The sequence below is a fragment of the Shigella sp. FC1567 genome, from assembly GCF_001743015.1.
GTDB classification, from domain to species: Bacteria; Pseudomonadota; Gammaproteobacteria; order Enterobacterales; family Enterobacteriaceae; genus Escherichia; species Escherichia coli.
Genome location: NZ_MIIV01000177.1, coordinates 1 through 26,094 on the forward strand (window position 1 = coordinate 1; position 26,094 = coordinate 26,094).

Consider the following 26,094-nt stretch of genomic DNA (forward strand, 5'->3'; position numbering starts at 1 on the left):
GCCATTCATGGCCATATCAATGATTTTCTGGTGCGTACCGGGCTGAGAGGCGGTGTAAGTGAACTGTAGTTGCCATGTTTTACGGCAATGAGAGCAGAGATAGCGCTGATGTCCGGCAGTGCTTTTGCCGTTACGCACCACGCCTTCAGTAGCTGAGCAGGAAGGACATCTGATGGAAATGGAAGCCACGCAAGCACCTTAAAATCACCATCATACACTAAATCAGTAAGTTGGCAGCATTACCGGTGGATTAGATACCTGCGACGGTGGCAGCAATGGCATTCCCTCGCCTACCACCACCCGCTATGTTTCAGCCATGAGTGTGGCAAAAGGCGTGGTGTCGCTGACCGGGCAAGAAAGTCTCAATGGACTAAGCGTCGTCATGACGCCAGGTTGGGATAACGCAAACGGCGTCACCGGCTGGGCGCGCAACTGCAATATTCAAAGTGACAGCGCATTGCAGCAAGCCTGCGAAGATGTCTTCCGCTTTGATGACGCCAACTAAGGAGCGGCAATGAATATTCCACAGCTCACCGCCCTGTGTCTGCGTTATCAGGGAGTCTTGCTGGATGCCAGCGAAGAGGTGGTTCATGTTGCGGTAGTCGATGCACCTTCGCATGAGTTGCTGGACGCATTGCATTTCGCTACCACCAAACGTATTGAGATCACCTGCTGGACGCGCCAACAAATGGAAGGCCACGCCAGTCGCACACAACAGACATTGCCCGTAGCTGTTCAGGAGAAGCATCAGTCGAAAGCAGAGTTGCTGACTCGAACGTTACAATCTGCGCTGGAACAACGTGCGTCTGATATTCATATCGAACCAGCGGACAATGCCTACCGCATCCGCTTGCGTATCGACGGCGTATTGCATCCTTTACCGGATGTTTCACCGGATGCCGGAGTCGCATTAACCGCCAGATTAAAAGTGCTGGGAAACCTGGATATTGCGGAACATCGCCTGCCGCAGGACGGGCAATTCACTGTCGAACTGGCAGGAAACGCCGTCTCATTTCGTATTGCGACCTTACCATGTCGGGGTGGTGAAAAGGTGGTATTAAGGTTGTTACAGCAGGTGAACCAGGCACTGGATGTTAACACGCTGGGAATGCAGCCGTTACAACTGGCGGACTTTGCTCATGCCTTGCAACAACCACAGGGACTGGTGCTGGTAACTGGCCCTACAGGCAGCGGCAAAACGGTCACGCTTTATAGTGCCCTGCAAAAGCTGAATACCGCTGACATTAATATTTGTAGCGTCGAAGATCCGGTTGAGATCCCCATAGCCGGACTAAACCAGACGCAAATCCATCCGCGTGCCGGGCTCACCTTTCAGGGCGTTTTGCGTGCGTTATTGCGCCAGGATCCTGACGTCATCATGATCCGATGGCGAAACGGCAGAAATTGCCATTAAAGCCGCGCAAACCGGTCACCTGGTGTTGTCTACCCTACACACTAATTCCACCTGCGAAACGCTGGTACGTTTACAGCAAATGGGAGTCGCCCGCTGGATGCTCTCATCAGCGCTTACGCTGGTAATAGCCCAGCGTCTGGTACGTAAATTTTGCCCACATTGTCGCCAGCAGCAAGGGGAGCCCATCCATATTCCAGACAATGTATGGCCGTCGCCGCTGCCCCACTGGCAGGCACCCGGTTGTGTACATTGCTACCACGGTTTTTATGGTCGTACCGCCTTGTTTGAAGTCCTGCCCATTACACCAGCCATACGCCAGCTTATTTCCGCTAATACCGACGTTGAATCGCTGGAAACGCACGCACGACAGGCGGGTATGCGTACGCTTTTTGAAAACGGCTGCCTAGCCGTGGAGCAAGGCTTAACCACCTTTGAAGAGTTAATCCGCGTACTGGGGATGCCGCATGGCGAGTAAGCAACTCTGGCGCTGGCATGGCATAACCGGCGACGGCAATGCGCAAGATGGGATGCTATGGGCAGAGAGCCGTGCTTTGCTGCTCATGGCACTACAGCAACAGATGGTTACCCCACTTAGCCTGAAGCGAATCGCCATCAATTCTGCGCAGTGGCGAGGAGATAAAAGCGCGAAAGTCATTCATCAACTGGCGACGCTACTCAAAGCCGGGTTAACGCTTTCTGAAGGGCTGGCACTGCTGGCGGGACAGCATCCCAGTAAGCAATGGCAAGCGTTGCTGCAATCGCTGGCGCACGATCTCGAACAGGGCATTGCTTTTTCCAATGCCTTATTACCCTGGTCAGAGGTATTTCCGCCACTCTATCAGGCGATGATCCGCACGGGTGAACTGACCGGTAAGCTGGATGAATGCTGCTTTGAACTGGCGCGTCAGCAAAAAGCCCAGCGTCAGTTGACCGACAAAGTGAAATCAGCGTTACGTTATCCCATCATCATTTTAGCGATGGCAATCATGGTGGTTGTGGCAATGCTGCATTTTGTTCTGCCGGAGTTTGCCGCTATCTATAAGACCTTCAACACCCCACTACCGGCACTAACGCAGGGGATCATGACGCTGGCAGACTTTAGTGGCGAATGGAGCTGGCTGCTGGTGTTGTTCGGCTTTCTGCTGGCGATAGCCAATAAGTTGCTGATGCGCCGACCGACCTGGCTTATAGTGCGGCAGAAATTGCTGTTACGCATCCCGATTATGGGTTCACTGATGCGGGGACAAAAACTCACGCAGATCTTTACGATTCTGGCGCTGACACAAAGTGCAGGCATTACTTTTTTGCAGGGCGTAGAGAGCGTCAGAGAAACAATGCGCTGCCCGTACTGGGTGCAACTTCTGACACAAATCCAGCACGATATCAGTAACGGTCATCCCATCTGGCTGGCGCTAAAAAATACCGGGGAGTTTAGCCCGCTCTGTTTGCAATTAGTGAGAACAGGAGAGGCATCCGGCTCGCTGGACCTCATGTTAGACAACCTCGCCCATCATCATCGGGATAACACAATGGCGCTGGCGGATAACCTCGCAGCCTTACTGGAACCGGCGTTGCTGATCATAACGGGAGGAATTATCGGTACGCTGGTGGTGGCGATGTATCTGCCAATTTTCCATTTAGGCGATGCGATGAGTGGGATGGGATAACGCTGGCGTGTTGCTCCACACCAGCGTTGGAAGATTACAGGTTGTTGAAGATGCGGTTTTCTTGTTCCTGCACACGGATAAATGTGGTGCGCTTGGTCAGTTCTTTCAGGCGTGAAGCCCCAACGTATGTACAAGCTGAACGCAGGCCGCCCAAAATATCACGCGCGGTATTTTCAACCGGGCCTCGCAGCGGCAGCTTAACGGTTTTACCTTCTGCTGCGCGATATTCCGCAACGCCGCCAACGTGACGTTTCATCGCAGACTCGGAGCTCATGCCGTAGAACAGCATAAATTTCTCGCCGTTCTCCTCAACGATGCGACCGCCGCTCTCTTCGTGGCCCGCCAGCATGCCGCCAAGCATGACGAAATCGGCACCGCCGCCAAAGGCTTTTGCGACATCGCCCGGCGTGGTGCAGCCACCGTCGCTGACGATCATTCCGCCCAGACCGTGCGCCGCATCGGCACATTCGATTACCGCAGAAAGCTGCGGATAACCGACGCCTGTTTTGACGCGAGTTGTACAAACAGAACCTGGGCCAATGCCAACTTTAACGATATCAGCACCGGAGAGGATAAGCTCCTCACACATTTCACCAGTCACTACGTTGCCAGCACAAATGGTTTTGGTCGGCCACGCTTCACGCGCTTTCGCAACGAACTGCACGAAGTGTTCGGAATAACCATTCGCCACATCAATACAAACAAAGTTTAATGCCGGGTTCAGGTCGAGAATCTGTTTAGTTTTTTCGAAATCCGCATCAGACGTACCGGTAGAAACCATCACATGTTTCAGCACATCAGCGGAAGAATTGTTGATAAACGCTTGCCACTCTTCGACAGAATAGTGTTTATGCACAGCAGTCAAAATATCAAAAGAAGCCAGCGCAGAGGCCATAGAAAATGTACCTACGGTGTCCATATTTGCGGCGATAATCGGCACGCCGGACCAGCTCTGATCTGAATGTTTGAAGGTGAATTGACGTTCCAGTTCAACATCGGAACGGCTTTTAAGAGTGGAGCGTTTAGGGCGGATGAGAACGTCTTTAAAACCTAACTTCAGATCTTCTTCAATACGCATGTGCGGATTCCTGGGGTTAATGGCTATAAGGGTAAGAGCGCAACTCCAGTGACGCTATCATACGCACTAATCAATGCGGCGCAAGACTGCGAAATTGTCTTTTTTTACGCTACAATCCCATAAATTTACCTGGTAAATAGTGAGCGAACGTTTCATCAATTTCGCTTTCGTGCACTCATTTTTAACGTTTTGATAATCATGATGAATTCCCGGGAATATAAATTATGAGGTATATAGTTGCCTTAACGGGAGGCATTGGCAGTGGCAAGAGTACCGTTGCCAATGCGTTTGCTGATCTCGGAATTAACGTCATTGATGCCGATATTATTGCGCGTCAGGTGGTTGAACCAGGTGCACCTGCGCTACATGCCATTGCTGATCACTTTGGCGCTAACATGATTGCTGCTGATGGAACATTGCAGCGCCGGGCCTTGCGCGAGCGGATCTTCGCCAACCCGGAAGAGAAAAACTGGCTTAACGCCCTGCTGCATCCGCTGATTCAGCAAGAGACGCAACACCAGATCCAGCAAGCTACTTCCCCCTATGTACTGTGGGTTGTGCCATTGCTGGTAGAAAACTCACTGTATAAAAAAGCGAATCGAGTGCTGGTGGTGGATGTCAGCCCAGAAACGCAACTTAAGCGCACCATGCAGCGCGATGATGTAACTCGCGAGCATGTCGAACAAATCCTTGCTGCTCAGGCAACGCGCGAAGCCCGCCTTGCCGTGGCAGATGACGTCATTGATAATAACGGCGCACCGGATGCTATCGCATCGGATGTTGCCCGCCTGCACGCACACTATTTGCAGCTTGCGTCGCAGTTTGTCTCACAGGAAAAACCGTAATGCAGACCCAGGTCCTTTTTGAACATCCACTAAATGAAAAAATGCGTACATGGCTGCGCATTGAGTTTTTGATTCAGCAACTCACCGTTAATTTACCCATCGTTGACCACGCTGGCGCGCTGCATTTCTTCCGTAATGTCAGTGAATTACTGGATGTTTTCGAGCGCGGCGAAGTCCGCACTGAGCTGTTGAAAGAACTTGACCGGCAGCAACGTAAACTCCAGACCTGGATTGGCGTGCCTGGCGTGGACCAGAGCCGTATTGAAGCATTAATTCAGCAGTTAAAAGCGGCGGGGAGCGTATTAATTTCCGCGCCGCGTATCGGGCAATTTCTGCGTGAAGATCGTTTGATTGCTCTGGTGCGTCAGCGACTGAGCATCCCAGGCGGCTGTTGCAGCTTTGATTTACCTACATTGCACATTTGGCTGCATCTACCCCAGGCGCAGCGCGACAGCCAGGTAGAAACCTGGATTGCCAGCCTGAACCCGCTCACCCAGGCACTTACCATGGTGCTGGATTTAATTCGCCAGTCGGCCCCCTTCCGTAAACAAACCAGCCTGAATGGTTTTTATCAGGATAACGGTGGCGATGCCGACTTGCTGCGCCTGAATCTGTCGCTCGATTCACAGCTTTATCCGCAAATTTCCGGACATAAGAGCCGTTTTGCCATTCGTTTTATGCCGCTGGACAGTGAAAACGGACAGGTACCGGAACGTCTAGATTTCGAACTGGCCTGTTGCTAAGGAGTGAAAATGTCAGAAACTATTACGGTGAATTGCCCAACCTGCGGGAAAACGGTGGTATGGGGTGAAATCAGCCCGTTTCGGCCATTTTGCTCCAAACGTTGTCAGCTGATCGACCTCGGAGAATGGGCTGCTGAAGAAAAACGAATCCCCAGCAGTGGCGATCTTTCCGAAAGCGATGACTGGAGCGAAGAGCCAAAGCAGTGACATTGGTCTGATGCCGCACATAGGCCTGATAAGACGCGGACAGCGTCGCATCAGGCATCTTGTGCAAATGTCGGATGCGGCGTGAACGCCTTATCCGACCTACAGACTACAGACGCTTAAGCTTCGCAATTACCGGTTCATTGGCTGGCGGAAAATCATCGGCATTAAGACCGACCAGCGACATCCACTCACCGGGTTGCCCTTCTTTACCCCACGGCACCCCTTCCCAACTTTCGACCAGCCAGAACCACAGAGTTATATGCCTGTCCGGGAATTCATATGCCAGTTTTTCAAATAGCGAAAAATGTTGTGGGGTAATCCCGACCTCTTCCTGAAGTTCACGCACCACCGCCTGTTCCGGCGTTTCGCCCATTTCAATTTTACCGCCGGGAAACTCCAGTTTATTCGCCATGTGCGCATCTGCTGCGCGACGCGTTATAAAGATTTCATTGTTCTCGTTGCGAATAATACCTACCGCAATTTGCAGCTTTTTCATTGTTTTAAACCTATAAAAAAGGCGCAGAATCCTGCGCCTTTTGCTTCAACAGTTAGCTTTTATTGCAGGCGGCCATGACACTGCTTGTATTTTTTACCAGAACCGCACGGGCAAGGATCGTTACGTCCTACTTTGCGCTCACCGGTTTGCGCCGCCAGTGCAGCTGCGGCTGCAGAGTCGTCATCCTGATGGCTAAGCTGCTGCATTTGCGCTAAACGCTCGGCTTCCATACGACGCTGTTGTTCCAGCTCCTCAACCTCTTCAGGCATACGTACCTGAACTTTGCTCAGCGTACTGATAACTTCATATTTCAACGACTCCAGCATCGCTGCAAACATGGAGAACGATTCACGTTTGTATTCCTGCTTCGGATCTTTCTGTGCATAGCCACGCAGGTGGATACCCTGACGCAGATAGTCCATCGCTGCCAGGTGCTCTTTCCACAGGGAGTCAAGCGTTTGCAGCATGACGCCTTTCTCGAAGTGACGCATCATCTCAGCACCAACCACTTCTTCTTTACGCTGATACACTTCGATGGACTGCGCCAGAATGCGCTCACGCAGCGTCTCTTCATGCAGTTCTGGTTCTTTATCCAGCCACTCGGCAATTGGTAAATCGAGGTCGAAATCGTTCTTCAGACGTTCCTGCAGCCCCGGAATATCCCACATTTCTTCCAGCGACTGTGGCGGAATGTAGGCATCAATGGTGGCTTTGAACACATCTTCACGAATGCTGTTGATGGTTTCGCTCACATCGCTGACATCCAGCAGTTCGTTACGCTGGGAGTAAATGGCGCGACGCTGATCGTTAGCCACGTCATCATATTCCAGCAGTTGCTTACGAATGTCGAAGTTACGACTTTCAACTTTACGCTGGGCGTTGGCAATCGCTTTAGTCACCCACGGGTGTTCAATGGCTTCGCCTGGCTTCATACCCAGTTTACGCATCATGCCGGATACTCGGTCGGAAGCAAAAATACGCATCAGCGCATCTTCCATCGACAGGTAGAAACGGGAAGAACCAGCATCCCCCTGACGACCAGAACGACCGCGCAACTGGTTATCGATACGACGGGATTCGTGACGCTCGGTACCGATGATATGCAGGCCACCTGCTTCCAGTACCGCATCGTGACGTACCTGCCAGTCGGCTTTAATTTTTTCAATTTGCTCTGCGGTCGGATTTTCCAGCGCGGCAACTTCTGCCTGCCAGCTACCACCGAGCACAATATCTGTACCACGACCCGCCATATTGGTCGCGATAGTCACCGCAGCCGGATAACCAGCCTGAGCAACAATCGCCGCTTCGTTGGCGTGGAATTTGGCGTTCAGGACGTTGTGCTTAATACCGGCTTTGGTCAGTTCGTTTGACACCAGCTCCGATTTTTCGATGGAGATAGTACCCACCAGCACCGGCTGGCCTTTCGCAGTACGTTCTTTGATATCTTCAATGATCGCCTGAATTTTTTCCGCTTCAGTCATGTAGACCAGGTCCGGCAGATCTTTACGAATCATTGGACGGTTGGTCGGAACAACGACGGTATCCAGCTTGTAGATGGAGCTAAATTCGAAAGCTTCGGTATCAGCAGTACCGGTCATCCCCGCCAGTTTTTCATACAGACGGAAGTAGTTCTGGAAGGTGATCGAAGCCAGCGTTTGGTTTTCGTTCTGGATCTGCACACCTTCTTTCGCTTCCACAGCCTGGTGCAGACCATCGGACCAGCGACGGCCCTGCATGGTACGACCGGTGTGTTCGTCAACGATGATAACTTCACCATCTTTAACGATGTAGTCGACGTCGCGGGTAAACAGCGCATGAGCGCGCAGCGCCGCCGTTACGTGGTGCATCAGCATGATGTTGGCCGGAGAGTACAGAGACTCCCCTTCATCCATGATGCCCTCTTTCACCAGCAGTTCTTCAATCAGCACCAGACCACGTTCGGTCAGGTTCACCTGGCGAGATTTTTCGTCCACCGAGAAGTGGCCTTCGCCCTGGAAGGTTTCGGAGTCTTCTTTTTCCTGACGGATCAGGTGCGGAATAATTTTATTCACGCGTTTATACATTTCCGAGCTGTCTTCTGCCGGGCCGGAAATGATCAGCGGTGTACGCGCTTCATCGATCAGGATGGAGTCCACTTCGTCCACCAGCGCATAGTGCAGTTTACGCTGTACACGTTCTTCAGGGCTGAACGCCATATTGTCGCGCAGGTAGTCAAAGCCGTATTCGTTGTTCGTACCGTAAGTGATGTCAGCTGCGTAAGCTTCGCGCTTTGCCGGTGCTGGCATGCCCGGCAGGTTGATACCGACAGTCAGGCCAAGGAATTCAAACAGCGGACGGTTGTTTTCGGCGTCACGTTGCGCCAGGTAGTCGTTGACGGTAACTACGTGCACGCCTTTACCGGTTAGTGCGTTCAGGTAAGCAGGCAGCGTTGCGGTCAGGGTTTTACCTTCACCGGTACGCATTTCGGCGATGCAGCGTTCGTTAAGAACCATACCGCCGAGTAACTGAACGTCGAAGTGACGCATACCAAAGACGCGCTTACTTGCCTCACGTACCACGGCGAAAGCTTCCGGGATCAGATTTTCCAGCACTTCGCCTTTTTCCAGACGTGCACGAAACTCTGCGGTTTTCCCTTTCAGTTCTTCGTCGGAGAGTTTTTCCATCTCCGGTTCCATGGCATTGATGATGTTGACCACTTTGCGCATCCGGCGCAGGGTGCGATCGTTACGACTACCGAAAACTTTAGTTAACAATTTGATTAGCATAATAAAATCTCAAACGCCCCGCGTTGCGGAGTTAATAAAATGAAGTAAAGGTTTATTGTTGTTAGGTGAGGCGTTGAGGGCCAGCACGGATGCCTTGCGCCTGGCTTATCCAGACGGGCGTGCTGAATTTTGCTTGTGGGGTAAAATGCGCATAATCAATGCGATAACCCTTTTCAGACGGCGTGCCTTCCTGGGTCAGCAGCGCGCTGAGCGTATCCAGTAATGCAAGATGTTGCGCCTGAAGAGGCAAAGATTCTTCAGCAACGGGCAGTGTTTGCGGTGCCATTGCGAAAGAAAGATGACGGATTACCGTGCGAATGGCATATTGATGCCAGTAATCAACGGAATAGTTCGAATTCGGGCGGCGTGTGTTCGCTTCCAGCAAGGCCAATTGACCAAAGTTAACTTTGGCTGAAGGCTCGTGGTTGCGGGTTGTCGCTTTTGCGGGCACGTTTGGTTCGGCGGCGTTGCTGAGCGCAGGCAAACCTAAACTCGCCGCGACCATCCCTAATAAGAGATGCGGCCAGAAGTAGCGTTTACCAAACTGTCGCCAGCGCGTCAGTATTCCACTCACGTTATTGCCATCCCGATCGAATTCAAACGTATTTAGCGCACAAATCTTATCATTAAAGCCTGAAGTCCACAGCATGAATGAAGATAAGTTGTGCGTAAAAGTGCTTAAGAAAACAGCGTTCGCACCGTTTTTTATAGCTCTTATAAAATTCAAAAAAAAACGACTGGTTCACCTGGCCGGAGAGAGTGCCAGATTTGCCAGTCGAATTTTATACGACAGTATAAATGTCGTTATGCCAGTACAGCTGAAGGCGCTTTGAAGGTCAACGGCAGTTCTGCGTCGTCCTGGAAGGTCACATATTCCCAAGCTTCCTGTTTCGCCAGGACAGCCTGCAGCAGTTTGTTATTCAGTGCATGACCGGATTTATAAGCGATAAATGCACCAATAATATTGTGACCACACATGAACAAGTCACCGATCGCATCGAGCATTTTGTGACGCACAAATTCGTCTTCAAAACGCAGGCCGTCTTCGTTCAGTACGCGATAATCGTCAACAACGATGGCACAATCGAAGCTGCCGCCCAGGCACAAACCACGGGACTGCAGATATTCGATATCACGCATGAAACCGAACGTACGCGCACGGCTGATCTGGCGCATAAACGCATCAGCGGAGAAGTTCATCGCATAGCGCTGGTTGCTGGAATCAATAGCCGGATGGTTAAAATCGATGGTGAAATCCAGCGAAAAACCATTGTACGGCTTAAATTCAGCCCACTTATCGCCATCTTCGACACGAACAGTCTCTTTGATGCGAACAAATTTTTTGGCGCAGTTCAACTCGTCGATACCGGCGTCAAGCAGCAGGTATACAAACGGAGCGGCGCTGCCGTCCATGATCGGGATTTCCGGCGCGTTAACTTCGATAACAATGTTATCGATGCCCAGGCCCGCGAGAGCAGCATTGAGGTGCTCTACGGTTGAAATCCGTACATCATGCTCGTTGACCAGACACGTACAGAGCATGGTATCACGCACAGATTTGGCATCGGCCGGGAAATCTACCGGTGGATTCAAGTCGGTGCGACGATAGATGACCCCGGTGTTGGCCGGCGCAGGGCGTAACGTCAGAGTGACTTTCTTGCCGGTATGTAAACCGACACCCGTCGCCTGAACGATACGTTTAAGTGTCCTTTGTTTGATCATCGTATTATCTCGCCAAATTACCTATCCAACCGAAGTGTACTATACATTCGGCGGGCCAGTTTAGCACAAAGAGCCTCGAAACCAAAATTCCAGTCAATTCTTAATCAGCTTGCTTACGCAGGAATGCTGGGATATCCAGATAATCCGGCTCTTTCGCAGTTTGCGGCGCATTGTCATTCACGACTTTAGCAACCGGCTTCTGCTCCTGGGTCAGCGGAGCCATCCCATGCTGCTGGTAGCGATCCATCACTGGCTGCTGAACCTGCTTATTGGTCACCAGAGTGATTTCAGGACGTTTGTCCATGCCGATACCTGTCGCAACAACGGTTACGCGCAGCTCGTCATTCATATCCGGGTCAAGAGAAGTACCGATAACCACAGTCGCGTTGTCGGAAGCAAATGCACGGATGGTGTTACCTACCGTTTCGAACTCATCCAGACGCAGGTCGAAGCCCGCCGTGATGTTAACCAGCACGCCGCGCGCGCCAGACAGGTCGATATCTTCCAGCAGCGGAGAAGAGATAGCCATTTCAGCAGCTTCTTCCGCACGGTCTTCACCGCTCGCCACGCCAGAACCCATCATTGCGTAGCCCATCTCAGACATTACGGTGCGTACGTCTGCAAAGTCCACGTTCATCAAACCCGGACGAGTAATCAGTTCAGCGATACCTTGCACAGCGCCTTTCAGTACATCGTTCGCTGCGCCAAACGCATCCAGCAGGGAGATACCGCGGCCCAGAACTTTCAGCAGTTTGTCGTTCGGGATAGTGATCAGAGAGTCCACATGCTTGGACAGTTCAGTGATCCCCTGCTCCGCGAATGCCATACGCTTCTTGCCTTCAAAGTTGAAAGGCTTAGTGACGACAGCAACGGTCAGGATACCCAAATCTTTTGCCACTTCAGCGACGACTGGTGCTGCACCTGTACCGGTACCACCACCCATACCCGCAGCAATAAAGACCATGTCTGCACCTTCCAGCGCCGCACGCAATGCATCGCGATCCTCATCAGCCGCATTGCGGCCAACTTCTGGATTAGCGCCAGCGCCCAGTCCTTTGGTGATACCGCTACCGATTTGAATCGTCTGTCCAACCGCTGTTTTACGCAGCGCTTGTGCATCGGTATTTACCGCGAAGAATTCAACACCTTCAATGCGCTCGCGCACCATGTGTTCAACAGCATTACCGCCGCCGCCGCCGACGCCGATGACTTTAATCACCGCGTCATTGGTAAGTTCCATTGGTTCAAACATAGTTTCTCTCCGATTTGTGCCTGTCGCCTGAGGCCGTAATCATCGTCGGCCTCATAAAAATTAAAACTCTTTTCGCAGCCAACTATTGAGTCGCTTGATCCACGAGCCAACTGATGCTGTAACACGTTTTTCTACTTCAGCTTCACCGTTAAGATGTGACTCTTTCCCATAGTGAAGCAATCCCACCGCCGTCGAATAATACGGCTCCTGAGCATAATCCGTTAAACCGGTAATGTTCAGCGGCGCGCCGATACGCACTTGCGTATGAAACACGCGCTGAGCACAGGCTGCAAGACCTTCGATCTGCGCTGCGCCACCGGTTAATACAATGCCTGCCGCCAGGTGATGTTTAACCCCTTGTTGGCGAAGCTTTTCCTGCAACTGCAATATCTCTTCGTTGACCAGGTTGAGCAGCTCGGTATAGCGCGGCTCGATCACCTCTGCCAGGGTCTGACGTTGCAGACTCCGTGGCGGACGACCGCCTACGCTCGGCACTTCCACGCTCTCATCTTTTCCAACGATGGAACCCAGCGCACAACCGTGGCGAACTTTAATCGCTTCGGCGTCGCTTGGCGGCGTGCCAAAGGCGTAAGCGATATCACTGGTCACGACATTGCCAGCATAAGGAATTACCTTAGTGTGGCGCAATGCCCCACCGGTATAAACGGCGATATCCATTGTACCACCTCCGATATCGACGACGCAGACACCCAGTTCACGTTCATCTTCCGTCAATACCGAATAACTTGATGCCAGTCCGGCAAATATCAGTTGGTCAACTTTCAGCCCACAACGTTCAACCGCTTTGACGATGTTTTTCGCCATATCGTTGTGACATGTGATCAGGTGCACTTTTGCCTGCATCCGCACGCCCGAAAGTCCTACCGGATTCTTGATCCCTTCCTGATAGTCAATCGCATACTCTTGCGGGATCACATGCAGCACACGATGTTCATCGCGCACACGCACCGATTTCGCGGTATGGACGACGTTTTCCACATCTTCTTGCGTCACTTCTTCTTCAGAAATAGGCACCATACCAATTTCATTCTGGCAGCTGATGTGCTTACCAGAAAGCGCCAGATATACCGAAGAGATCTGACAATCTGCCATCAATTCTGCCTGGTCAATGGCGCGTTGTACGCACTTGACCACGGATTCGAGGTCGTTCACCCCGCCTTTATCCATACCACGTGACGGGCAGCTGCCCACGCCAATGATATTGACCATACCGTCGGGCAGAACTTCCCCTACTAAAGCGGCAACCTTCGCGGTACCAATCTCCAGTCCTACTACCAGTTTTCTGTCCGTCGCCTTGATCATTGTTGTTCTGCCTGTGCCTGATTTTGTTGCTGAGTAGATTCCTCTGGCGGCAAGGGCGCCCAGCCTACTGCCGCTCCAGAGTCATAACGCAAATCAACGTAGCTAATCCGTTTGCCATCGGTTTGCGCCAGCTGCTGTAAAACCGGATAAAGTTCTACAAAGCGAGCCAAACGTTTCATCGTATCGCCCCGGCCAAGATTGAGCTTAATATCGTTATTCAGCGTCAACTGCCAGGAACGCCGCGCGGTCATCGCCGTTTCCTTCAGAGTAAATCTGTCCTTTGCCAGCATCTGCCCCATTTCGCGATAGCCCTGCAACACTTCATTGGCGCTGCCTTCCGGGCCATACAGCATTGGAAGCACCTGCTTGCTGGTGCGATCTGGCGGCACGCTGAAGGTGTTTCCTTCCGCGTCTACCATATGTTGATCATTCCACCGCGCAATCGGCACATATTCAACCAGATGAATCTTCAATTCATCAGGCCACTGCTTTCTGACGCTCACCTGCTTAATCCACGGCAGGCGTTGTTCTATTTGCGTCTGGATGATGTTGACATCCTGGGTCATAAAGGTACCCGGCTCACCCAATGCCAGGATCGACTGCCGGATATCGTCATTACGCGTGTAATGGCGTTCACCGGTCAACACCAGCTTTGAGAGCGGCAGGCGTTGCGCATCTTCCATCCAGCCCAACACGACCCAGCCGCTCACCAACACTGTCGTTAAAACGGTCAGCAGGAAAAGGATCCCCGCCAGACGCGTTCCATTATTGCGGCGAGAAGAAACCTCTTCTTCGCTGTTTCGCGTGTTCAGAGCAGCCTGCGACATATTAGTCCGCCAGTTCCAGAATTCGTACTACCAACTGCGAGAAGCTCATACCTGCCTGACGTGCCGCCATCGGCACCAGGCTGTGGCTGGTCATACCCGGTGAGGTATTGGCTTCCAGCAGATAAAACTGTCCATCGCTGTCCAGCATAACGTCAATACGTCCCCATCCTTTGCAACCTAACGTCGTCCATGCTTTCAGCACTAATGCCTGCAAATTGGCCTCTTGTGACGCATCCAGACCTGCGGGGCAGAAATACTGTGTCTCATCAGAGAGATACTTCGCCTCATAATCATAGAAGGTTCCGGACGGTTGAATACGTATTGACGGTAAAATTTCTTCACCGAGTATCGCAACCGTGAACTCCGGCCCACTTAGCCATTTTTCAATCAATACTTCTTCATCGTGCTGAAATGCCAATCTTAATGCATCTTGTAGAGCATTTTCTGCTACTACTTTTGACATTCCCACACTGGAACCTTCGCGGCTCGGCTTAACGATAACCGGCAAACCCAGAGCAGAAATTTCTGCTAACTGCTTATCGCTCAGGCCTTTTTCAAACTCTGCGCGGGTTAACGCTACCCACGGCGCGACCGGTAAACCGGCACCTTGCCACAGCAGTTTGCTGCGTAGTTTATCCATTGAAAGCGCAGATGCCATCACTCCGCTGCCGGTATAAGGCAAGCCCATCAGCTCGAGCATGCCCTGCAGCGTACCATCTTCACCGCCGCGACCGTGTAGCGCGATAAACACTTTCTGAAAACCCATCGACTTCAGTTGCGTCACGTCGACTTCTTTCGGGTCGACAGGATACGCATCAATACCACCTTCACGCAGCCCGGCTAACACCGCTGCGCCAGAATTCAGAGAAACTTCCCGCTCAGCGGAAGTCCCGCCCAACAGGACCGCGATTTTATCAGTCATGTTGTTCTTCCTCCGGAGTTTGCGGCTTCAGTTTGATTTCAGCTAAAGAACGGGCAATTTTTCCGATATTACCAGCCCCCTGAACGAGAATCAGGTCGTTACCGGTTAATACCGGTGCCAGCATCTCGGCTACCTGCGCAGGGTCCGGCACCAGAATGGGATCAATTTTCCCACGTCCACGAATTGTGCGACACAGCGAACGGCTGTCCGCTCCCGGAATTGGCGCTTCGCCAGCCGGATACACTTCCAGCATCAACAGGGTATCAACCTGCGTCAGCACATTGGCGAAATCATCATACAAGTCGCGCGTACGGGTAAAACGGTGCGGCTGAAACAGCATTACCAGGTTTTTATCCGGCCAGCCTGCGCGCGCCGCTTTAATGGTGGCGTCAACTTCCGTCGGGTGGTGGCCGTAGTCATCGACCAGCATTGCCGTACCGCTTTTACCATTCACTGGCTCCAGCGGGAATTCACCGAGGAAATCAAAACGGCGACCAGTCCCCAGGAAGCTCTCCAGCGCACGCAAAATAGCCTCGTCGTCAATTCCCTCTTCCGTAGCAACCGCAACCGCAGCTGCGGCGTTCAGCGCGTTATGACGGCCTGGCGCATTCAGGGTGACGCGCATCGGCTCTTTGTCCTGGCGCAGCAGCGTAAAGTGCCCCTGCGGGCCAATCTGCTGATAATCTTCTACACGCACGTCGGCATCTTCGCTGAAGCCGTAAGTCGTGGTCTGACGTCCCACACGCGGTAACAATTCGCGGATCACCGGATCATCAACACACATCACCGCACGACCGTAAAACGGCAGGTTGTGCAGAAAATTAATAAAAGTCTGTTTTAAATTCTCAAAGTCGCCCTGGTAGGTATCCATGTGGTCGGCTTCGATATTGGTGACAATCGCCACCATCGGTTGCAGATGCAGGAACGATGCATCACTCTCATCTGCTTCGGCAATCAGGTACCGACCATGCCCCAAACGCGCATGAACCCCCGCCGCTTTTACCAGCCCGCCGTTAACGAAGGTTGGGTCGAGCCCCGCTTCTGCGTAGATGCTGGAAACCATCGCGGTGGTTGTCGTTTTGCCGTGCGTTCCTGCAATGGCGATGCCATGACGAAAACGCATTAACTCAGCCAGCATTTCGGCACGACGGATCACCGGAATACGCGCTTCATGAGCTGCGACAATTTCCGGGTTATCGGCAGAAATGGCGCTGGAAACAACGACCACGCTGGCATCACGTACGTTTTCCGGGCGATGGTTGAAATAAATCGTCGCTCCCAGATTCATTAACTGCTGCGTGACCGGATTTGGCGCTAAATCGGAACCACTGATCTGATAACCTTCATTGGCCAGAACTTCGGCAATACCGCCCATACCGGCACCACCGATGCCGACAAAATGTATGTGCCGAACGCGACGCATTTCGGGCACGATGGAACGCAGTTTTGCCAATTGTTGTGTATTCATTCTTTACGCCATTAACTTCTTAAATTCATACGATGCAAAAGGCATCGCTACAATTACGCCCGGGCAGCCCGGCTCACTTCATTTGCCACTCGCTCGGTGGCATCCGGAATGGATGCAGCGCGGGCGCGTTCTGCCATGGTTAATAAGGTTTCTCGCGACCACCCGGCCAGGGTGTTGGCGACAGCATCCACGCTAAGCTGTGGCTGCTCGATAATTTTGGCTGCGCCCGCTTTTTCCAGCGGTAGCGCATTCCAGTATTGCTGGCGGTCTTTATGTTGAAACGGCACAAACAACGCCGGTAGTCCTGCCGCGGCGATTTCACTCACCGTTAAAGCACCGGAGCGGCAAACGACGACATCCGCCCACGCATACGCCGCCGCCATATCATCAATAAATTCCGTCACTTTATGCTGCGGTTGCCCCGCTTCGGCATACGCCTGTTCAACGGATTGTTGCGAACCTTTACCGCTCTGATGCCAGATAGTGACTGAATCACCCAGTTTCGCAGCAACCTGCGGCATTGTCTGGTTAAGAATGCGTGCGCCCTGGGAACCACCCACTACCAGCACACGAACCGGACCTTCACGTCCAGCCAAACGTTGCTGCGGCAACGGCAGCGCCAGCACATCGGTACGCACCGGGTTACCCACCACTTCCGCATTAGGGAAAGCGCCTGGAAACGCCTGCATCACTTTGGTGGCAATCTTCGCCAGCCATTTATTGGTTAAGCCCGCAATACCGTTTTGTTCATGAAGTACAACCGGAATGCCTAACGACCACGCGGCCAGACCACCTGGACCTGATACATAGCCGCCCATACCGAGTACCACGTCAGGTTTGTACGCTTTCATAATCGCCCGCGCCTGACGCCAGGCGTTGAAGATACGCAGCGGCGCAGCTATCAGTGCTTTTATACCTTTTCCACGCAGACCAGAGATACGAATGAAATCAATTTCGATGCCATGTTTTGGCACTAAGTCCGCTTCCATACGGTCGGCAGTCCCCAGCCAGCGAACTTGCCAACCCTGAGCCATTAGATGGTGCGCAACCGCCAGTCCCGGGAATACATGTCCACCGGTTCCGCCTGCCATCACCATTAATCGCTTTCCTTGACCACTCATCGTGAACCTCGTACAAACGCCTGCGCTTTCTCCAGACGCGTTTCATAATCAATACGCAACAGCATCATGATGGCTGTCGACATAATCAGTAAGCTCGAACCACCGTAACTGATCAGCGGCAATGTCAGACCTTTGGTCGGTAACATCCCCGCCGCCGCGCCTACGTTAACCAGCGCCTGGAAGCTAAACCAGATGCCAATAGAACAGGCGAGAAAACCGGAAAAACGGTGGTCAATTTCTAACGCTTTGCGGCCAATCGACATCGCGCGAAAAGCGACGAAGAATACCATTAAAAGTGCCAGCACCACACCGACATACCCCAGTTCTTCGCCGATAATGGCGAAAATAAAGTCAGTGTGCGCTTCCGGCAGATACTCCAGTTTTTGTACCGAGTTACCTAAACCTTGTCCCCAAAGTTCGCCGCGACCAAACGCCATCAGCGATTGCGTTAACTGATAGCCGCTGCCAAAGGGATCTTCCCACGGGTTCCAGAATGCGGTAACACGGCGGATACGGTACGGTTCGGCGAGTATCAGCAACACAACCGCTGAAATGCCCATACCGATAATGGCAATGAACTGCCACAATTTCGCTCCCGCCAGGAACAACATCGCCAGCGTAGTCACAAACACCACCACCACCGTACCAAGGTCTGGCTGTGCCAGCAGTAACACTGCCAACACCAGAATCACGCCCATCGGTTTCAGGAAGCCGCGCAGGTTATTACGTACTTCGTCGCCTTTACGCACCAGATAGTTGGCGATATAACAAAACAGCGACAGTTTTGTCAGCTCCGCAGGCTGGATACGCAGCAAACCGAGATCGATCCAACGCGATGCCCCTTTAACCGAGCTCCCCACTACCAGCACGATCATCAGCAGGATGATAGATCCGAGCAGCATCGTGGCACTGTAGCGTTGCCAGAACTCCATCGGCAGACGCAGCGTAATGATCGCCAGAATGAATGCCAGGATCAGATAGACGCCATCACGCTTCGCGAAGAAGAACGGATCGTTGGTTAAGCGTTGCCCTATGGGCATTGACGCCGAGGTCACCATGATAAAGCCAATCGCCGCAAGGCCGAAGGTCAGCCACAGTAAGGTGCGATCGTACATGATCAGGCTGTCGGTATCTTTTTCCCGCGAGCCCATCACCCAGCCTTTTAGCGCCGTGGAGATCCAGACCAGGATACTGAATCCTGGCAGGCGCGGCATTTTCAGGCGAGGGAGAGATAAACGCATCAACCTAACTCCTTCGCCAGACGGGCAAACTCATTGCCTCGTTGTTCAAAGTTCTTGAACTGATCAAGGCTGGCACAGGCCGGGGAGAGCAGAACCATATCGCCCGGCTGAACACGCGGAGCCAGCAAGCGCATCGCCTGTTCCATAGTTTCGGTTTGTTCTGCCACTTCCGGGCGTAGCGCCGCCAGCTGCGCACCGTCACGACCAAAACAGTACAAACGCACGTTGTCGCCATTCAGATAGCGCGCCAGTGGACTGAAGTCCGCCGATTTACCATCGCCGCCCAGCAACAAATGCAGCGTGCCGTCTACCTGCAAGCCATTCAACGCCGCTTCCGTACTGCCGACGTTAGTGGCTTTCGAATCGTTAATCCAGCGTACGCCATTGTGCTCCAGCACCACTTCAAAGCGATGCGGCAGACCGGTGAAGGTGGTTAACGCTTTCAGGCTGCTGGCGCGCGGCAAACCAGCTGCGTCTGCCAGTGCCAGTGCTGCCAGCGCATTGGTGTAGTTATGCTGCCCGGAAAGTTTCATCTCTTTCACGTTCAGCACTTTCTCGCCTTTCACTCGCAGCCAGGTTTCTCCCTGCTGATGATTCAGGTGATAGTCACCCATGTTGACGCCAAAGCTGACGCAGCGTTCATCAGCACCGCGAATCGGCATTGTTAAGGCATCATCAGCATTGACGACACAAACTTTCGCATTTTCGTAAATACGCAATTTTGCCGCACGGTATTGCTGCAAACCAAACGGATAGCGGTCCATATGATCTTCAGTCACGTTCAGAATGGTCGCCGCCACCGCCTGTAAGCTGGAAGTGGTTTCCAGCTGGAAGCTCGACAGTTCCAGCACGTACAGTTCGCACTCAGCATCAAGCAGCATCAACGCTGGCAGGCCAATATTGCCACCCACACCAACGTTAACCCCCGCCGCTTTCGCCATTTCACCCACTAGCGTGGTGACCGTGCTTTTGCCGTTAGAACCGGTAATCGCCACAATCGGTGCTTGTGCTTCGCGGCAGAATAGCTCGATATCGCCAACGATTTCGATTCCGGCATCAGCGGCAGCGCTTAAGGATGGATGCGCCAGTGCAATACCGGGACTGGCGACAATCAGATCTGCCGCCATCAGCCATTCATCATTCAGACTGCCCGTGTGGCGTTCTACGGCTTCGGGTAATTTATCCAGGCCAGGCGGTGTCATACGCGTATCCATAACGCGCGGCGTCACACCGCGAGCGAGGAAAAAGTCCACGCAGGAAAGCCCGGTGAGGCCCAGGCCGATAATGACGACATTTTTACCCTGATAATCAGCCATGATTAACGTACCTTCAGCGTTGCCAGACCAATCAGAACCAGCATCAGCGAAATAATCCAGAAACGCACAATGACGCGCGGTTCCGGCCAGCCTTTCAGTTCATAGTGGTGATGAATCGGTGCCATGCGGAAAATACGTTGTCCGCGCAGTTTAAAGGAGCCGACCTGCAGGATGACAGAAAGCGTTTCTACCACGAACACGCCCCCCATAATCACCAGCAGGAATTCCTGACGTAGCAGTACGGCGATAATGCCTAACGCACCACCTAACGCCAGCGAACCTACATCGCCCATAAAGACCTGCGCCGGATAGGTGTTAAACCACAGGAAGCCCAGTCCTGCCCCGACTATCGCGGTACAGACAATAACCAGTTCCCCGGCGTGTCGCAGATACGGTATGTGTAAATAGCTGGCAAAGTTCATGTTGCCGGTCGCCCACGCCACCAGCGCAAAACCACCGGCGACAAATACGGTCGGCATAATTGCCAGGCCGTCGAGACCATCGGTCAGGTTTACCGCGTTGCCAGTACCCACAATGACGAAGTAAGCCAGCAGAATGTAGAACAGCCCCAACTGCGGCATCACATCTTTAAAGAATGGGACCACCAGCTGCGTTGCGGGCGTGTCTTTGCCGGCAAGGTACAGGGCGAAGGCGACACCCAGCGCAATGACCGACATCCAGAAATACTTCCAACGAGCGATCAACCCTTTGGTGTCTTTACGCACCACTTTGCGATAATCATCAACAAAGCCAATAACACCGTAACCTACCAGCACCACCAACACGCACCAGACGTACGGATTGGACGGGTAAGCCCACAGCAGTACGGAGATCACAATCGCCGTCAGGATCATAATCCCGCCCATGGTCGGCGTACCGCGCTTGCTGAAGTGTGATTCAGGACCGTCGTTACGCACCACCTGACCAAAGGAAAGTTTTTGCAAATGAGCAATCATACGCGGGCCCATCCACAATGAGATGAACAGCGCGGTCAGCAGGCTGACGATGGCGCGAAACGTCAGATAGGAAAAGACGTTAAAGCCGGAATAATATTTGACCAAATGTTCGGCCAGCCAAACTAACATGTCCCATTCTCCTGTAAAGCGCGTACTACCTCTTCCATGGCGGCACTACGTGAACCCTTAACTAAAATCGTAATTACCTGTTGCTCAGCAATCAGTGATTTAAGACGCGTAATTAACGCAGTTTTATCAGCAAAATGTTCGCCAACGCCGCTGGCGGTGCTGATAGCATGGCTTTGTTTACCCACGCTTAACACGCGGTCAATACCAGCAGCTTTTGCCGCCTCGCCCACCTGTACATGGCAGGCTTCGCTTTCAGCGCCCAGTTCCGCCATATCGCCCACCACCAGCACGCGGTAGCCCGGCATTTCAGCCAGTACCTGAACAGCGGCGGTCATTGAACCGACATTGGCGTTGTAGGAGTCGTCGAGCAGCAACTGGTTTTCTGCCAGTTGGATGGGGAACAGACGGCCTGGAACAGCTTTCAGATTTGCCAGCCCCGCTTTGATAGCATCAAGCGTTGCGCCCACGGACATGGAGAGCGCAGCGGCTGCCAGCGCATTCGCAATATTGTGACGCCCCGGCAACGGCAGCAGAACATCGACGCTACCGGTTGGGGTTTGTAGGGTAAATTCCGTACCGTGCGAGGTCACATGGATATTGGTGGCGGTGAAATCGCTGTTGGCGGCATTGGGTGAGAAACGCCACACTTTGCGTGAGCCAATTACGCTCTGCCAGTTCAGCCAGTCGTTGTTGTCGGCGTTCATAATGGCGATACCGTTTTCCGGCAGGCCGCTAAAGATTTCACCTTTCGCTTTCGCGACACCCGCAAGCGAGCCAAAACCTTCCAGATGCGCCGCTGCCAGGTTGTTGACCAGCGCAGCTTCCGGGCGAGTCAGACTCACAGTCCAGGCTATTTCGCCCTGATGGTTCGCGCCAAGTTCAATAACTGCGTAATCGTATTCCGGCGTTAAGCGCAACAACGTCATCGGTACACCGATGTCGTTGTTGAGATTGCCTGCCGTATAAAGCGTGTTGCCGCACTGGCTTAAAATCGCCGCCGTCATCTCTTTAACGGAGGTTTTGCCGGAGGAACCTGTCAGAGCAACCACGCGCGCCGGAACTTGCTGGCGAACCCATGCAGCCAGTTCACCAAACGCCAGACGCGTATCCTTGACGATTAACTGCGGCAGGTCGATATCCAGCGGACGGCTGACCAGTAGTGCGCCCGCGCCGCCAGCTTTCGCCTGGTCGGCAAAATCGTGGGCATCAAAACGTTCGCCTTTCAGGGCAACAAACAGGCAGCCCGGCGTCAGTTTTCGGGTATCAGTGGTTACAGCATCAAGGGTGATATCTGCACCTTGCAGTTCACCGTTGAGAATGTCGGTAAGTTGGCTAAGGGTTACGCTAATCATGCAATCACCCCCAGCAGACGCGCCACCGTGACGCGATCGGAGTAGTCCAGACGCTGATTGCCAACAATCTGGTAATCTTCATGGCCTTTGCCCGCGACCAGCACCACATCGTTCTCTTTAGCCTGCATAACGGCGCAAGTCACCGCTTCAGCACGGCCTTCCATCACTTTGGCATGTCCGGCATCTAACATTCCCGCCAGAATATCGTTGATGATGGCACGCGGTTCTTCGGTACGCGGGTTATCGTCCGTCACCACCGCCACGTCAGCAAACTCTTCGGCAATTGCGCCCATCAGTGGACGCTTACCTTTATCGCGATCGCCACCACAGCCAAAGACACACCACAGCTTGCCCGCACAGTGCAGACGCGCCGCCTGTAAGGCTTTTTCCAGTGCATCCGGCGTATGCGCGTAATCCACCACCACCGTCGGTTTGCCTGGCACAGTGAACACTTCCATACGTCCGCAAACCGGTTGCAGACGCGCGGCGGTTTTCAACAGATCAGCCAATGGATAGCCGAGTGCCAACAGTGTCGCCAGCGCGAGCAGCAGGTTGCTGACGTTAAAAGCGCCTATCAGATGGCTTTCAATTTCGCCATCGCCCCAACTTGAGCTAAAGCGAATCGTCACACCGCTGTCGTGATAGTTCACGTCGATCACTTTTAACCAGCGTCCGTGACAGTTCGGATTAATATGATCTTCCATTGATACCGCAACCGCGTCCGGCAGCTTTGCCAGCCAACGGCGGCCCACTTCATCGTCGGCGTTAATAATCGCCTGACCGCAATGATGTTCAGAATAAAGCAGCCATTTCGCAGCTTCGTAGTGTTCCATATCACCATGATAATCAAGGTGATCGCGGCTTAAGTTGGTAAAGACCGACGCCGCAAATTTCAATGCCGCCACACGGTGCTGTACCAGCCCGTGGGAGGAAACTTCCATTGCGCAAAACGTCGCGCCCTGCTCCACCAGCCCCGCCAGCTCATGCTGAACATCGACTGCCGAACCGGTGGTATTTTCTGTCGGGATCACTTTCCCCAGCAGACCGTTACCAACGGTGCCCATTACCGCGCTGGTTTCGCCAAGCAGTTGGCTCCACTGCGCCAGCAGCTGGGTAGTCGTGGTTTTGCCGTTGGTGCCCGTTACGCCTACGAGACGTAAATTGTCAGAGGGTTCATGGTAAAAACGGCCCGCCAGTGCAGATAAACGCTCGTTGAGCTGGCTGAGATAGATGACCGGTACGCCGTGCATTTCACGGATTTCACCGTCGGTCGCCTCATCTTTCGCCTCTGCAATAATGGCAGCCACACCTTGCGCTATCGCCTGCGGGATATATCGACGCCCGTCCGCCTGATGACCTACTACAGCTACAAAGAGATCGCCCGCCGCAGCCACACGGCTGTCGAGTGTCATCTCTCGCAGTGCTCGCGAAGGTGCGTCTGGCACCCACGGAGCAAGAAGGTCGCGCAAATTACGATCTGCCACCTGTCCCCTCGCCTTGATTAATCACAAATTCATTTTTATCGCCCGTTGTCAGCGCATCCGGCTCGATGTTCATGGTACGCAATACGCCGCCCATGATGGCACCAAAGACCGGCGCGGAAACGGCGCCGCCGTAGTATTTACCCGCCTGCGGATCGTTGATAACAACAACCAGCGCGAAGCGCGGCTGACTCGCAGGCGCAACGCCTGCGGTATAAGCAATATATTTATTGATGTAGCGACCGTCCGGCCCGACCTTTTTCGCGGTACCGGTTTTAATGGCGATACGATAGCCTTTAATCGCCGCCTTCACGCCGCCGCCGCCCGGTAGCGCCACGCTTTCCATCATATGCACCACGGTGCGGACAATGGATTCCGGGAAGACACGTTCACCGGGAACCGGGGGGTCAACTTTGGTAATCGACAGTGGGCGATAAATGCCGTAGCTGCCGATAGTTGCGTAGACTCGCGCTAACTGTAACGGTGTTACCATTAGCCCGTAGCCGAAAGAGAAGGTGGCCCTCTCTATGTCAGACCACCGTTGTTTTTGAGGATATAAGCCACTGCGTTCTCCGACCAACCCCAAATTGGTCGCTTTTCCCAGTCCAAAACGTGAGTAAGTATCTACTAACGCTGAGGACGGCATCGCTAACGCCAGCTTGGAAACACCGACGTTACTCGACTTCTGTAATACCCCGGTCAGGGTTAATTCGCTGTAGCGTGCCACGTCTTTGATTTCGTGGCCGTTAATTCGATAAGGAATGGTATTGAGTACCGAGTTTTCCCGCACCACGCCACGTTGCAACGCGGTCATCACCACCATCGGTTTAACCGTTGAGCCCGGTTCAAACACGTCGGTGATGGTACGGTTACGCATCGCCTCTTTCGGCGTGCCGCTCAGATTGTTAGGGTTGTATGACGGGCTGTTAGCCATCGCCAGCACTTCACCTGTGTTGACATCCACCAGCACGGCGCTACCAGATTCAGCCTTGTTAAAGGCCACCGCGTTGTTCAGTTCGCGATAAACCAGCGCCTGCAGGCGTTCATCAATACTCAGCGCCAGGTTGTGCGCTGCCTGGCTGTCAGTAGAAGAAATATCTTCAATTACGCGACCATAGCGGTCTTTACGCACAATGCGCTCACCCGGCTGCCGGTAAGCCATTTATCGAAACTCTTCTCAACGCCCTCAATCCCTTGACTATCGACGTTAGTAAAGCCAATGAGGTGAGCAGTCACTTCGCCGGATGGATAATAACGGCGAGATTCTTCACGCAGATGAATACCCGGCAGTTTCAGTTTTTTGATGTAGTCCGCCATGTCAGGGTTTACCTGACGCGCCAGATAAATAAAGCGCCCTTTCGGGTTGGCGTTAATGCGGGCAGAAAGCTGATCCAGCGGAATATTGAGCGCGTTAGCCAGCGCCTTCCAGCGGTCACCGACGCTGATACCGCCAGCGTCATGCACTTCTTTCGGGTCAGCCCAAATCGCTTTTACCGGCACGCTCACCGCTAACGGGCGACCAGAACGGTCAGTAATCATGCCGCGGGAGGTGGAAACTTGCTGAACGCGAAGAGAACGCATGTCGCCCTCTTTCACCAGCATATCCGGGGAGATAACTTGTAACCACGCTACGCGTCCGAGCAGAAAAGCCAGCGCCAGGAGAATACAGCCGCATAACAACGCAAAACGCCAACTAATAAAGTTGGCATGTTCTTCCTGACGTTTTGGTTTCTGCGTTTTCGCCGCTGCTTTCATGCGTCGCGTTTATC

22 protein-coding genes and 3 pseudogenes are annotated in these 26,094 nt (G+C 53.1%); 6 read left to right on the top strand and 19 right to left on the bottom strand.

Going from position 1 to position 26,094, the window contains the following annotated elements:
• Window positions 1–189 (bottom strand): IS1 family transposase (locus tag BHE85_RS11880; protein ID WP_047204290.1); only part of this gene is annotated, 189 nt, incomplete at its 3' end.
• Window positions 190–244: 55 nt separating this feature from the next.
• On the opposite strand from BHE85_RS11880, the pseudogene BHE85_RS11885 reads away from it, so the two are divergent.
• From BHE85_RS11885 to hofC, 3 genes and pseudogenes are all read left to right on the top strand, one after another.
• Window positions 245–505: pseudogene (locus tag BHE85_RS11885) on the top strand (prepilin peptidase-dependent pilin); the annotation flags it as partial.
• 9 nt (window positions 506–514) lie between these two features.
• Window positions 515–1,889: pseudogene (gene gspE, locus BHE85_RS11890) on the top strand (type II secretion system protein GspE).
• Entirely contained in the window at window positions 1,879–3,081 is a 1,203-nt protein-coding gene (gene hofC, locus BHE85_RS11895) for a protein transport protein HofC (protein WP_039063964.1), read from the top strand. The pseudogene gspE and the gene hofC overlap by 11 nt, the downstream one beginning before the upstream one ends.
• Before the next feature lie 34 nt (window positions 3,082–3,115).
• Here hofC and guaC read toward each other — a convergent pair whose 3' ends face one another.
• Window positions 3,116–4,159 carry a GMP reductase gene (guaC, locus tag BHE85_RS11900; protein WP_001217317.1) on the bottom strand — a complete coding sequence of 348 codons (1,044 nt, stop codon included), beginning with the start codon at window positions 4,157–4,159 and terminating at the stop codon, window positions 3,116–3,118.
• Between the two features lie 155 nt (window positions 4,160–4,314).
• Window positions 4,315–4,359, bottom strand: coding sequence for a protein YacM (locus BHE85_RS26950; protein ID WP_120795372.1), 45 nt, complete (start codon window positions 4,357–4,359; stop codon window positions 4,315–4,317).
• A 24-nt stretch (window positions 4,360–4,383) separates the two neighbouring features.
• Between BHE85_RS26950 and coaE the strand changes: the two genes are divergently transcribed.
• From coaE to yacG, 3 genes are read left to right on the top strand one after another with little or no spacing between them, the layout of a single operon-like run.
• Window positions 4,384–5,004 carry a dephospho-CoA kinase gene (coaE, locus tag BHE85_RS11905; protein ID WP_001269520.1) on the top strand — a complete coding sequence of 207 codons (621 nt, stop codon included), beginning with the start codon at window positions 4,384–4,386 and terminating at the stop codon, window positions 5,002–5,004.
• On the top strand, window positions 5,004–5,747 hold the full coding sequence (gene zapD / locus BHE85_RS11910) for a cell division protein ZapD (RefSeq protein ID WP_001194731.1): 744 nt from the start codon (window positions 5,004–5,006) through the stop codon (window positions 5,745–5,747). The genes coaE and zapD overlap by 1 nt, the downstream gene beginning before the upstream one ends.
• Before the next feature lie 9 nt (window positions 5,748–5,756).
• Window positions 5,757–5,954, top strand: coding sequence for a DNA gyrase inhibitor YacG (gene yacG / locus BHE85_RS11915; protein WP_000005042.1), 198 nt, complete (start codon window positions 5,757–5,759; stop codon window positions 5,952–5,954).
• 106 nt (window positions 5,955–6,060) lie between these two features.
• Here yacG and mutT read toward each other — a convergent pair whose 3' ends face one another.
• The 16 genes and pseudogenes from mutT to ftsI all read right to left on the bottom strand — a co-directional run bounded on the left by mutT (window position 6,061) and on the right by ftsI (window position 26,080).
• Window positions 6,061–6,450 (bottom strand): 8-oxo-dGTP diphosphatase MutT, encoded by a 390-nt coding sequence (mutT, locus tag BHE85_RS11920; protein WP_000736004.1) that lies wholly within the window; start codon window positions 6,448–6,450, stop codon window positions 6,061–6,063.
• 59 nt (window positions 6,451–6,509) lie between these two features.
• The gene (secA, locus tag BHE85_RS11925; RefSeq protein WP_000905789.1) at window positions 6,510–9,215 is read right to left on the bottom strand and encodes a preprotein translocase subunit SecA; all 2,706 of its coding nucleotides are present in this window, start codon (window positions 9,213–9,215) and stop codon (window positions 6,510–6,512) included.
• Between the two features lie 61 nt (window positions 9,216–9,276).
• Complete coding sequence (gene secM / locus BHE85_RS11930) at window positions 9,277–9,789, bottom strand: secA translation cis-regulator SecM (RefSeq protein ID WP_004980437.1); 513 nt, start codon at window positions 9,787–9,789, stop codon at window positions 9,277–9,279.
• A gap of 230 nt (window positions 9,790–10,019) precedes the next feature.
• Complete coding sequence (gene lpxC, locus BHE85_RS11935) at window positions 10,020–10,937, bottom strand: UDP-3-O-acyl-N-acetylglucosamine deacetylase (RefSeq protein ID WP_000595480.1); 918 nt, start codon at window positions 10,935–10,937, stop codon at window positions 10,020–10,022.
• Window positions 10,938–11,037: 100 nt separating this feature from the next.
• Entirely contained in the window at window positions 11,038–12,189 is a 1,152-nt protein-coding gene (gene ftsZ / locus BHE85_RS11940; RefSeq protein WP_000462776.1) for a cell division protein FtsZ, read from the bottom strand.
• A gap of 60 nt (window positions 12,190–12,249) precedes the next feature.
• On the bottom strand, window positions 12,250–13,512 hold the full coding sequence (ftsA, locus tag BHE85_RS11945; protein WP_000588474.1) for a cell division protein FtsA: 1,263 nt from the start codon (window positions 13,510–13,512) through the stop codon (window positions 12,250–12,252).
• Entirely contained in the window at window positions 13,509–14,339 is an 831-nt protein-coding gene (gene ftsQ / locus BHE85_RS11950; RefSeq protein ID WP_000075746.1) for a cell division protein FtsQ, read from the bottom strand. Before ftsQ ends, ftsA begins: the two co-directional genes overlap by 4 nt.
• 1 nt (window position 14,340) lies before the next feature.
• The gene (ddlB, locus tag BHE85_RS11955; RefSeq protein WP_000130053.1) at window positions 14,341–15,261 is read right to left on the bottom strand and encodes a D-alanine--D-alanine ligase; all 921 of its coding nucleotides are present in this window, start codon (window positions 15,259–15,261) and stop codon (window positions 14,341–14,343) included.
• Window positions 15,254–16,729: a UDP-N-acetylmuramate--L-alanine ligase gene (murC, locus tag BHE85_RS11960; RefSeq protein ID WP_001096043.1), complete on the bottom strand. Its 1,476-nt coding sequence runs from the start codon at window positions 16,727–16,729 to the stop codon at window positions 15,254–15,256. The genes ddlB and murC overlap by 8 nt, the downstream gene beginning before the upstream one ends.
• Before the next feature lie 53 nt (window positions 16,730–16,782).
• Window positions 16,783–17,850, bottom strand: a complete 1,068-nt coding sequence (murG, locus tag BHE85_RS11965; RefSeq protein ID WP_000016559.1) for an undecaprenyldiphospho-muramoylpentapeptide beta-N-acetylglucosaminyltransferase — start codon at window positions 17,848–17,850, stop codon at window positions 16,783–16,785.
• Window positions 17,847–19,091: a cell division protein FtsW gene (gene ftsW, locus BHE85_RS11970; RefSeq protein WP_001369939.1), complete on the bottom strand. Its 1,245-nt coding sequence runs from the start codon at window positions 19,089–19,091 to the stop codon at window positions 17,847–17,849. Before ftsW ends, murG begins: the two co-directional genes overlap by 4 nt.
• Window positions 19,091–20,407 (bottom strand): UDP-N-acetylmuramoyl-L-alanine--D-glutamate ligase, encoded by a 1,317-nt coding sequence (gene murD / locus BHE85_RS11975; RefSeq protein WP_000796468.1) that lies wholly within the window; start codon window positions 20,405–20,407, stop codon window positions 19,091–19,093. Before murD ends, ftsW begins: the two co-directional genes overlap by 1 nt.
• Window positions 20,408–20,409: 2 nt before the next feature.
• Window positions 20,410–21,492 carry a phospho-N-acetylmuramoyl-pentapeptide-transferase gene (mraY, locus tag BHE85_RS11980; protein WP_000964131.1) on the bottom strand — a complete coding sequence of 361 codons (1,083 nt, stop codon included), beginning with the start codon at window positions 21,490–21,492 and terminating at the stop codon, window positions 20,410–20,412.
• Window positions 21,486–22,844, bottom strand: a complete 1,359-nt coding sequence (gene murF, locus BHE85_RS11985; protein WP_000626688.1) for a UDP-N-acetylmuramoyl-tripeptide--D-alanyl-D-alanine ligase — start codon at window positions 22,842–22,844, stop codon at window positions 21,486–21,488. The genes mraY and murF overlap by 7 nt, the downstream gene beginning before the upstream one ends.
• A complete protein-coding gene (gene murE / locus BHE85_RS11990; protein ID WP_000785144.1) occupies window positions 22,841–24,328 on the bottom strand; it encodes a UDP-N-acetylmuramoyl-L-alanyl-D-glutamate--2,6-diaminopimelate ligase in 1,488 nt (495 codons plus the stop codon). Before murE ends, murF begins: the two co-directional genes overlap by 4 nt.
• A pseudogene (gene ftsI / locus BHE85_RS11995) lies at window positions 24,315–26,080 on the bottom strand (peptidoglycan glycosyltransferase FtsI). Before ftsI ends, murE begins: the two are co-directional and overlap by 14 nt.
• Between the last annotated feature and the right edge of the window lie 14 nt (window positions 26,081–26,094).

Bases quoted from the DNA above. Each gene is read 5' to 3' on its own strand.
- secA (WP_000905789.1), bottom strand. From the start codon at position 9,215: ATGCTAATCAAATTGTTAACTAAAGTTTTCGGTAGTCGTAACGATCGC.
- ftsW (WP_001369939.1), bottom strand. From the start codon at position 19,091: ATGCGTTTATCTCTCCCTCGCCTGAAAATGCCGCGCCTGCCAGGATTC.
- ftsA (WP_000588474.1), bottom strand. From the start codon at position 13,512: ATGATCAAGGCGACGGACAGAAAACTGGTAGTAGGACTGGAGATTGGT.
- murF (WP_000626688.1), bottom strand. From the start codon at position 22,844: ATGATTAGCGTAACCCTTAGCCAACTTACCGACATTCTCAACGGTGAA.
- murG (WP_000016559.1), bottom strand. From the start codon at position 17,850: ATGAGTGGTCAAGGAAAGCGATTAATGGTGATGGCAGGCGGAACCGGT.
- guaC (WP_001217317.1), bottom strand. From the start codon at position 4,159: ATGCGTATTGAAGAAGATCTGAAGTTAGGTTTTAAAGACGTTCTCATC.
- hofC (WP_039063964.1), top strand. From the start codon at position 1,879: ATGGCGAGTAAGCAACTCTGGCGCTGGCATGGCATAACCGGCGACGGC.
- mutT (WP_000736004.1), bottom strand. From the start codon at position 6,450: ATGAAAAAGCTGCAAATTGCGGTAGGTATTATTCGCAACGAGAACAAT.
- zapD (WP_001194731.1), top strand. From the start codon at position 5,004: ATGCAGACCCAGGTCCTTTTTGAACATCCACTAAATGAAAAAATGCGT.
- ftsQ (WP_000075746.1), bottom strand. From the start codon at position 14,339: ATGTCGCAGGCTGCTCTGAACACGCGAAACAGCGAAGAAGAGGTTTCT.
- murD (WP_000796468.1), bottom strand. From the start codon at position 20,407: ATGGCTGATTATCAGGGTAAAAATGTCGTCATTATCGGCCTGGGCCTC.
- ftsZ (WP_000462776.1), bottom strand. From the start codon at position 12,189: ATGTTTGAACCAATGGAACTTACCAATGACGCGGTGATTAAAGTCATC.
- lpxC (WP_000595480.1), bottom strand. From the start codon at position 10,937: ATGATCAAACAAAGGACACTTAAACGTATCGTTCAGGCGACGGGTGTC.
- mraY (WP_000964131.1), bottom strand. From the start codon at position 21,492: ATGTTAGTTTGGCTGGCCGAACATTTGGTCAAATATTATTCCGGCTTT.
- coaE (WP_001269520.1), top strand. From the start codon at position 4,384: ATGAGGTATATAGTTGCCTTAACGGGAGGCATTGGCAGTGGCAAGAGT.
- yacG (WP_000005042.1), top strand. From the start codon at position 5,757: ATGTCAGAAACTATTACGGTGAATTGCCCAACCTGCGGGAAAACGGTG.
- ddlB (WP_000130053.1), bottom strand. From the start codon at position 15,261: ATGACTGATAAAATCGCGGTCCTGTTGGGCGGGACTTCCGCTGAGCGG.
- murC (WP_001096043.1), bottom strand. From the start codon at position 16,729: ATGAATACACAACAATTGGCAAAACTGCGTTCCATCGTGCCCGAAATG.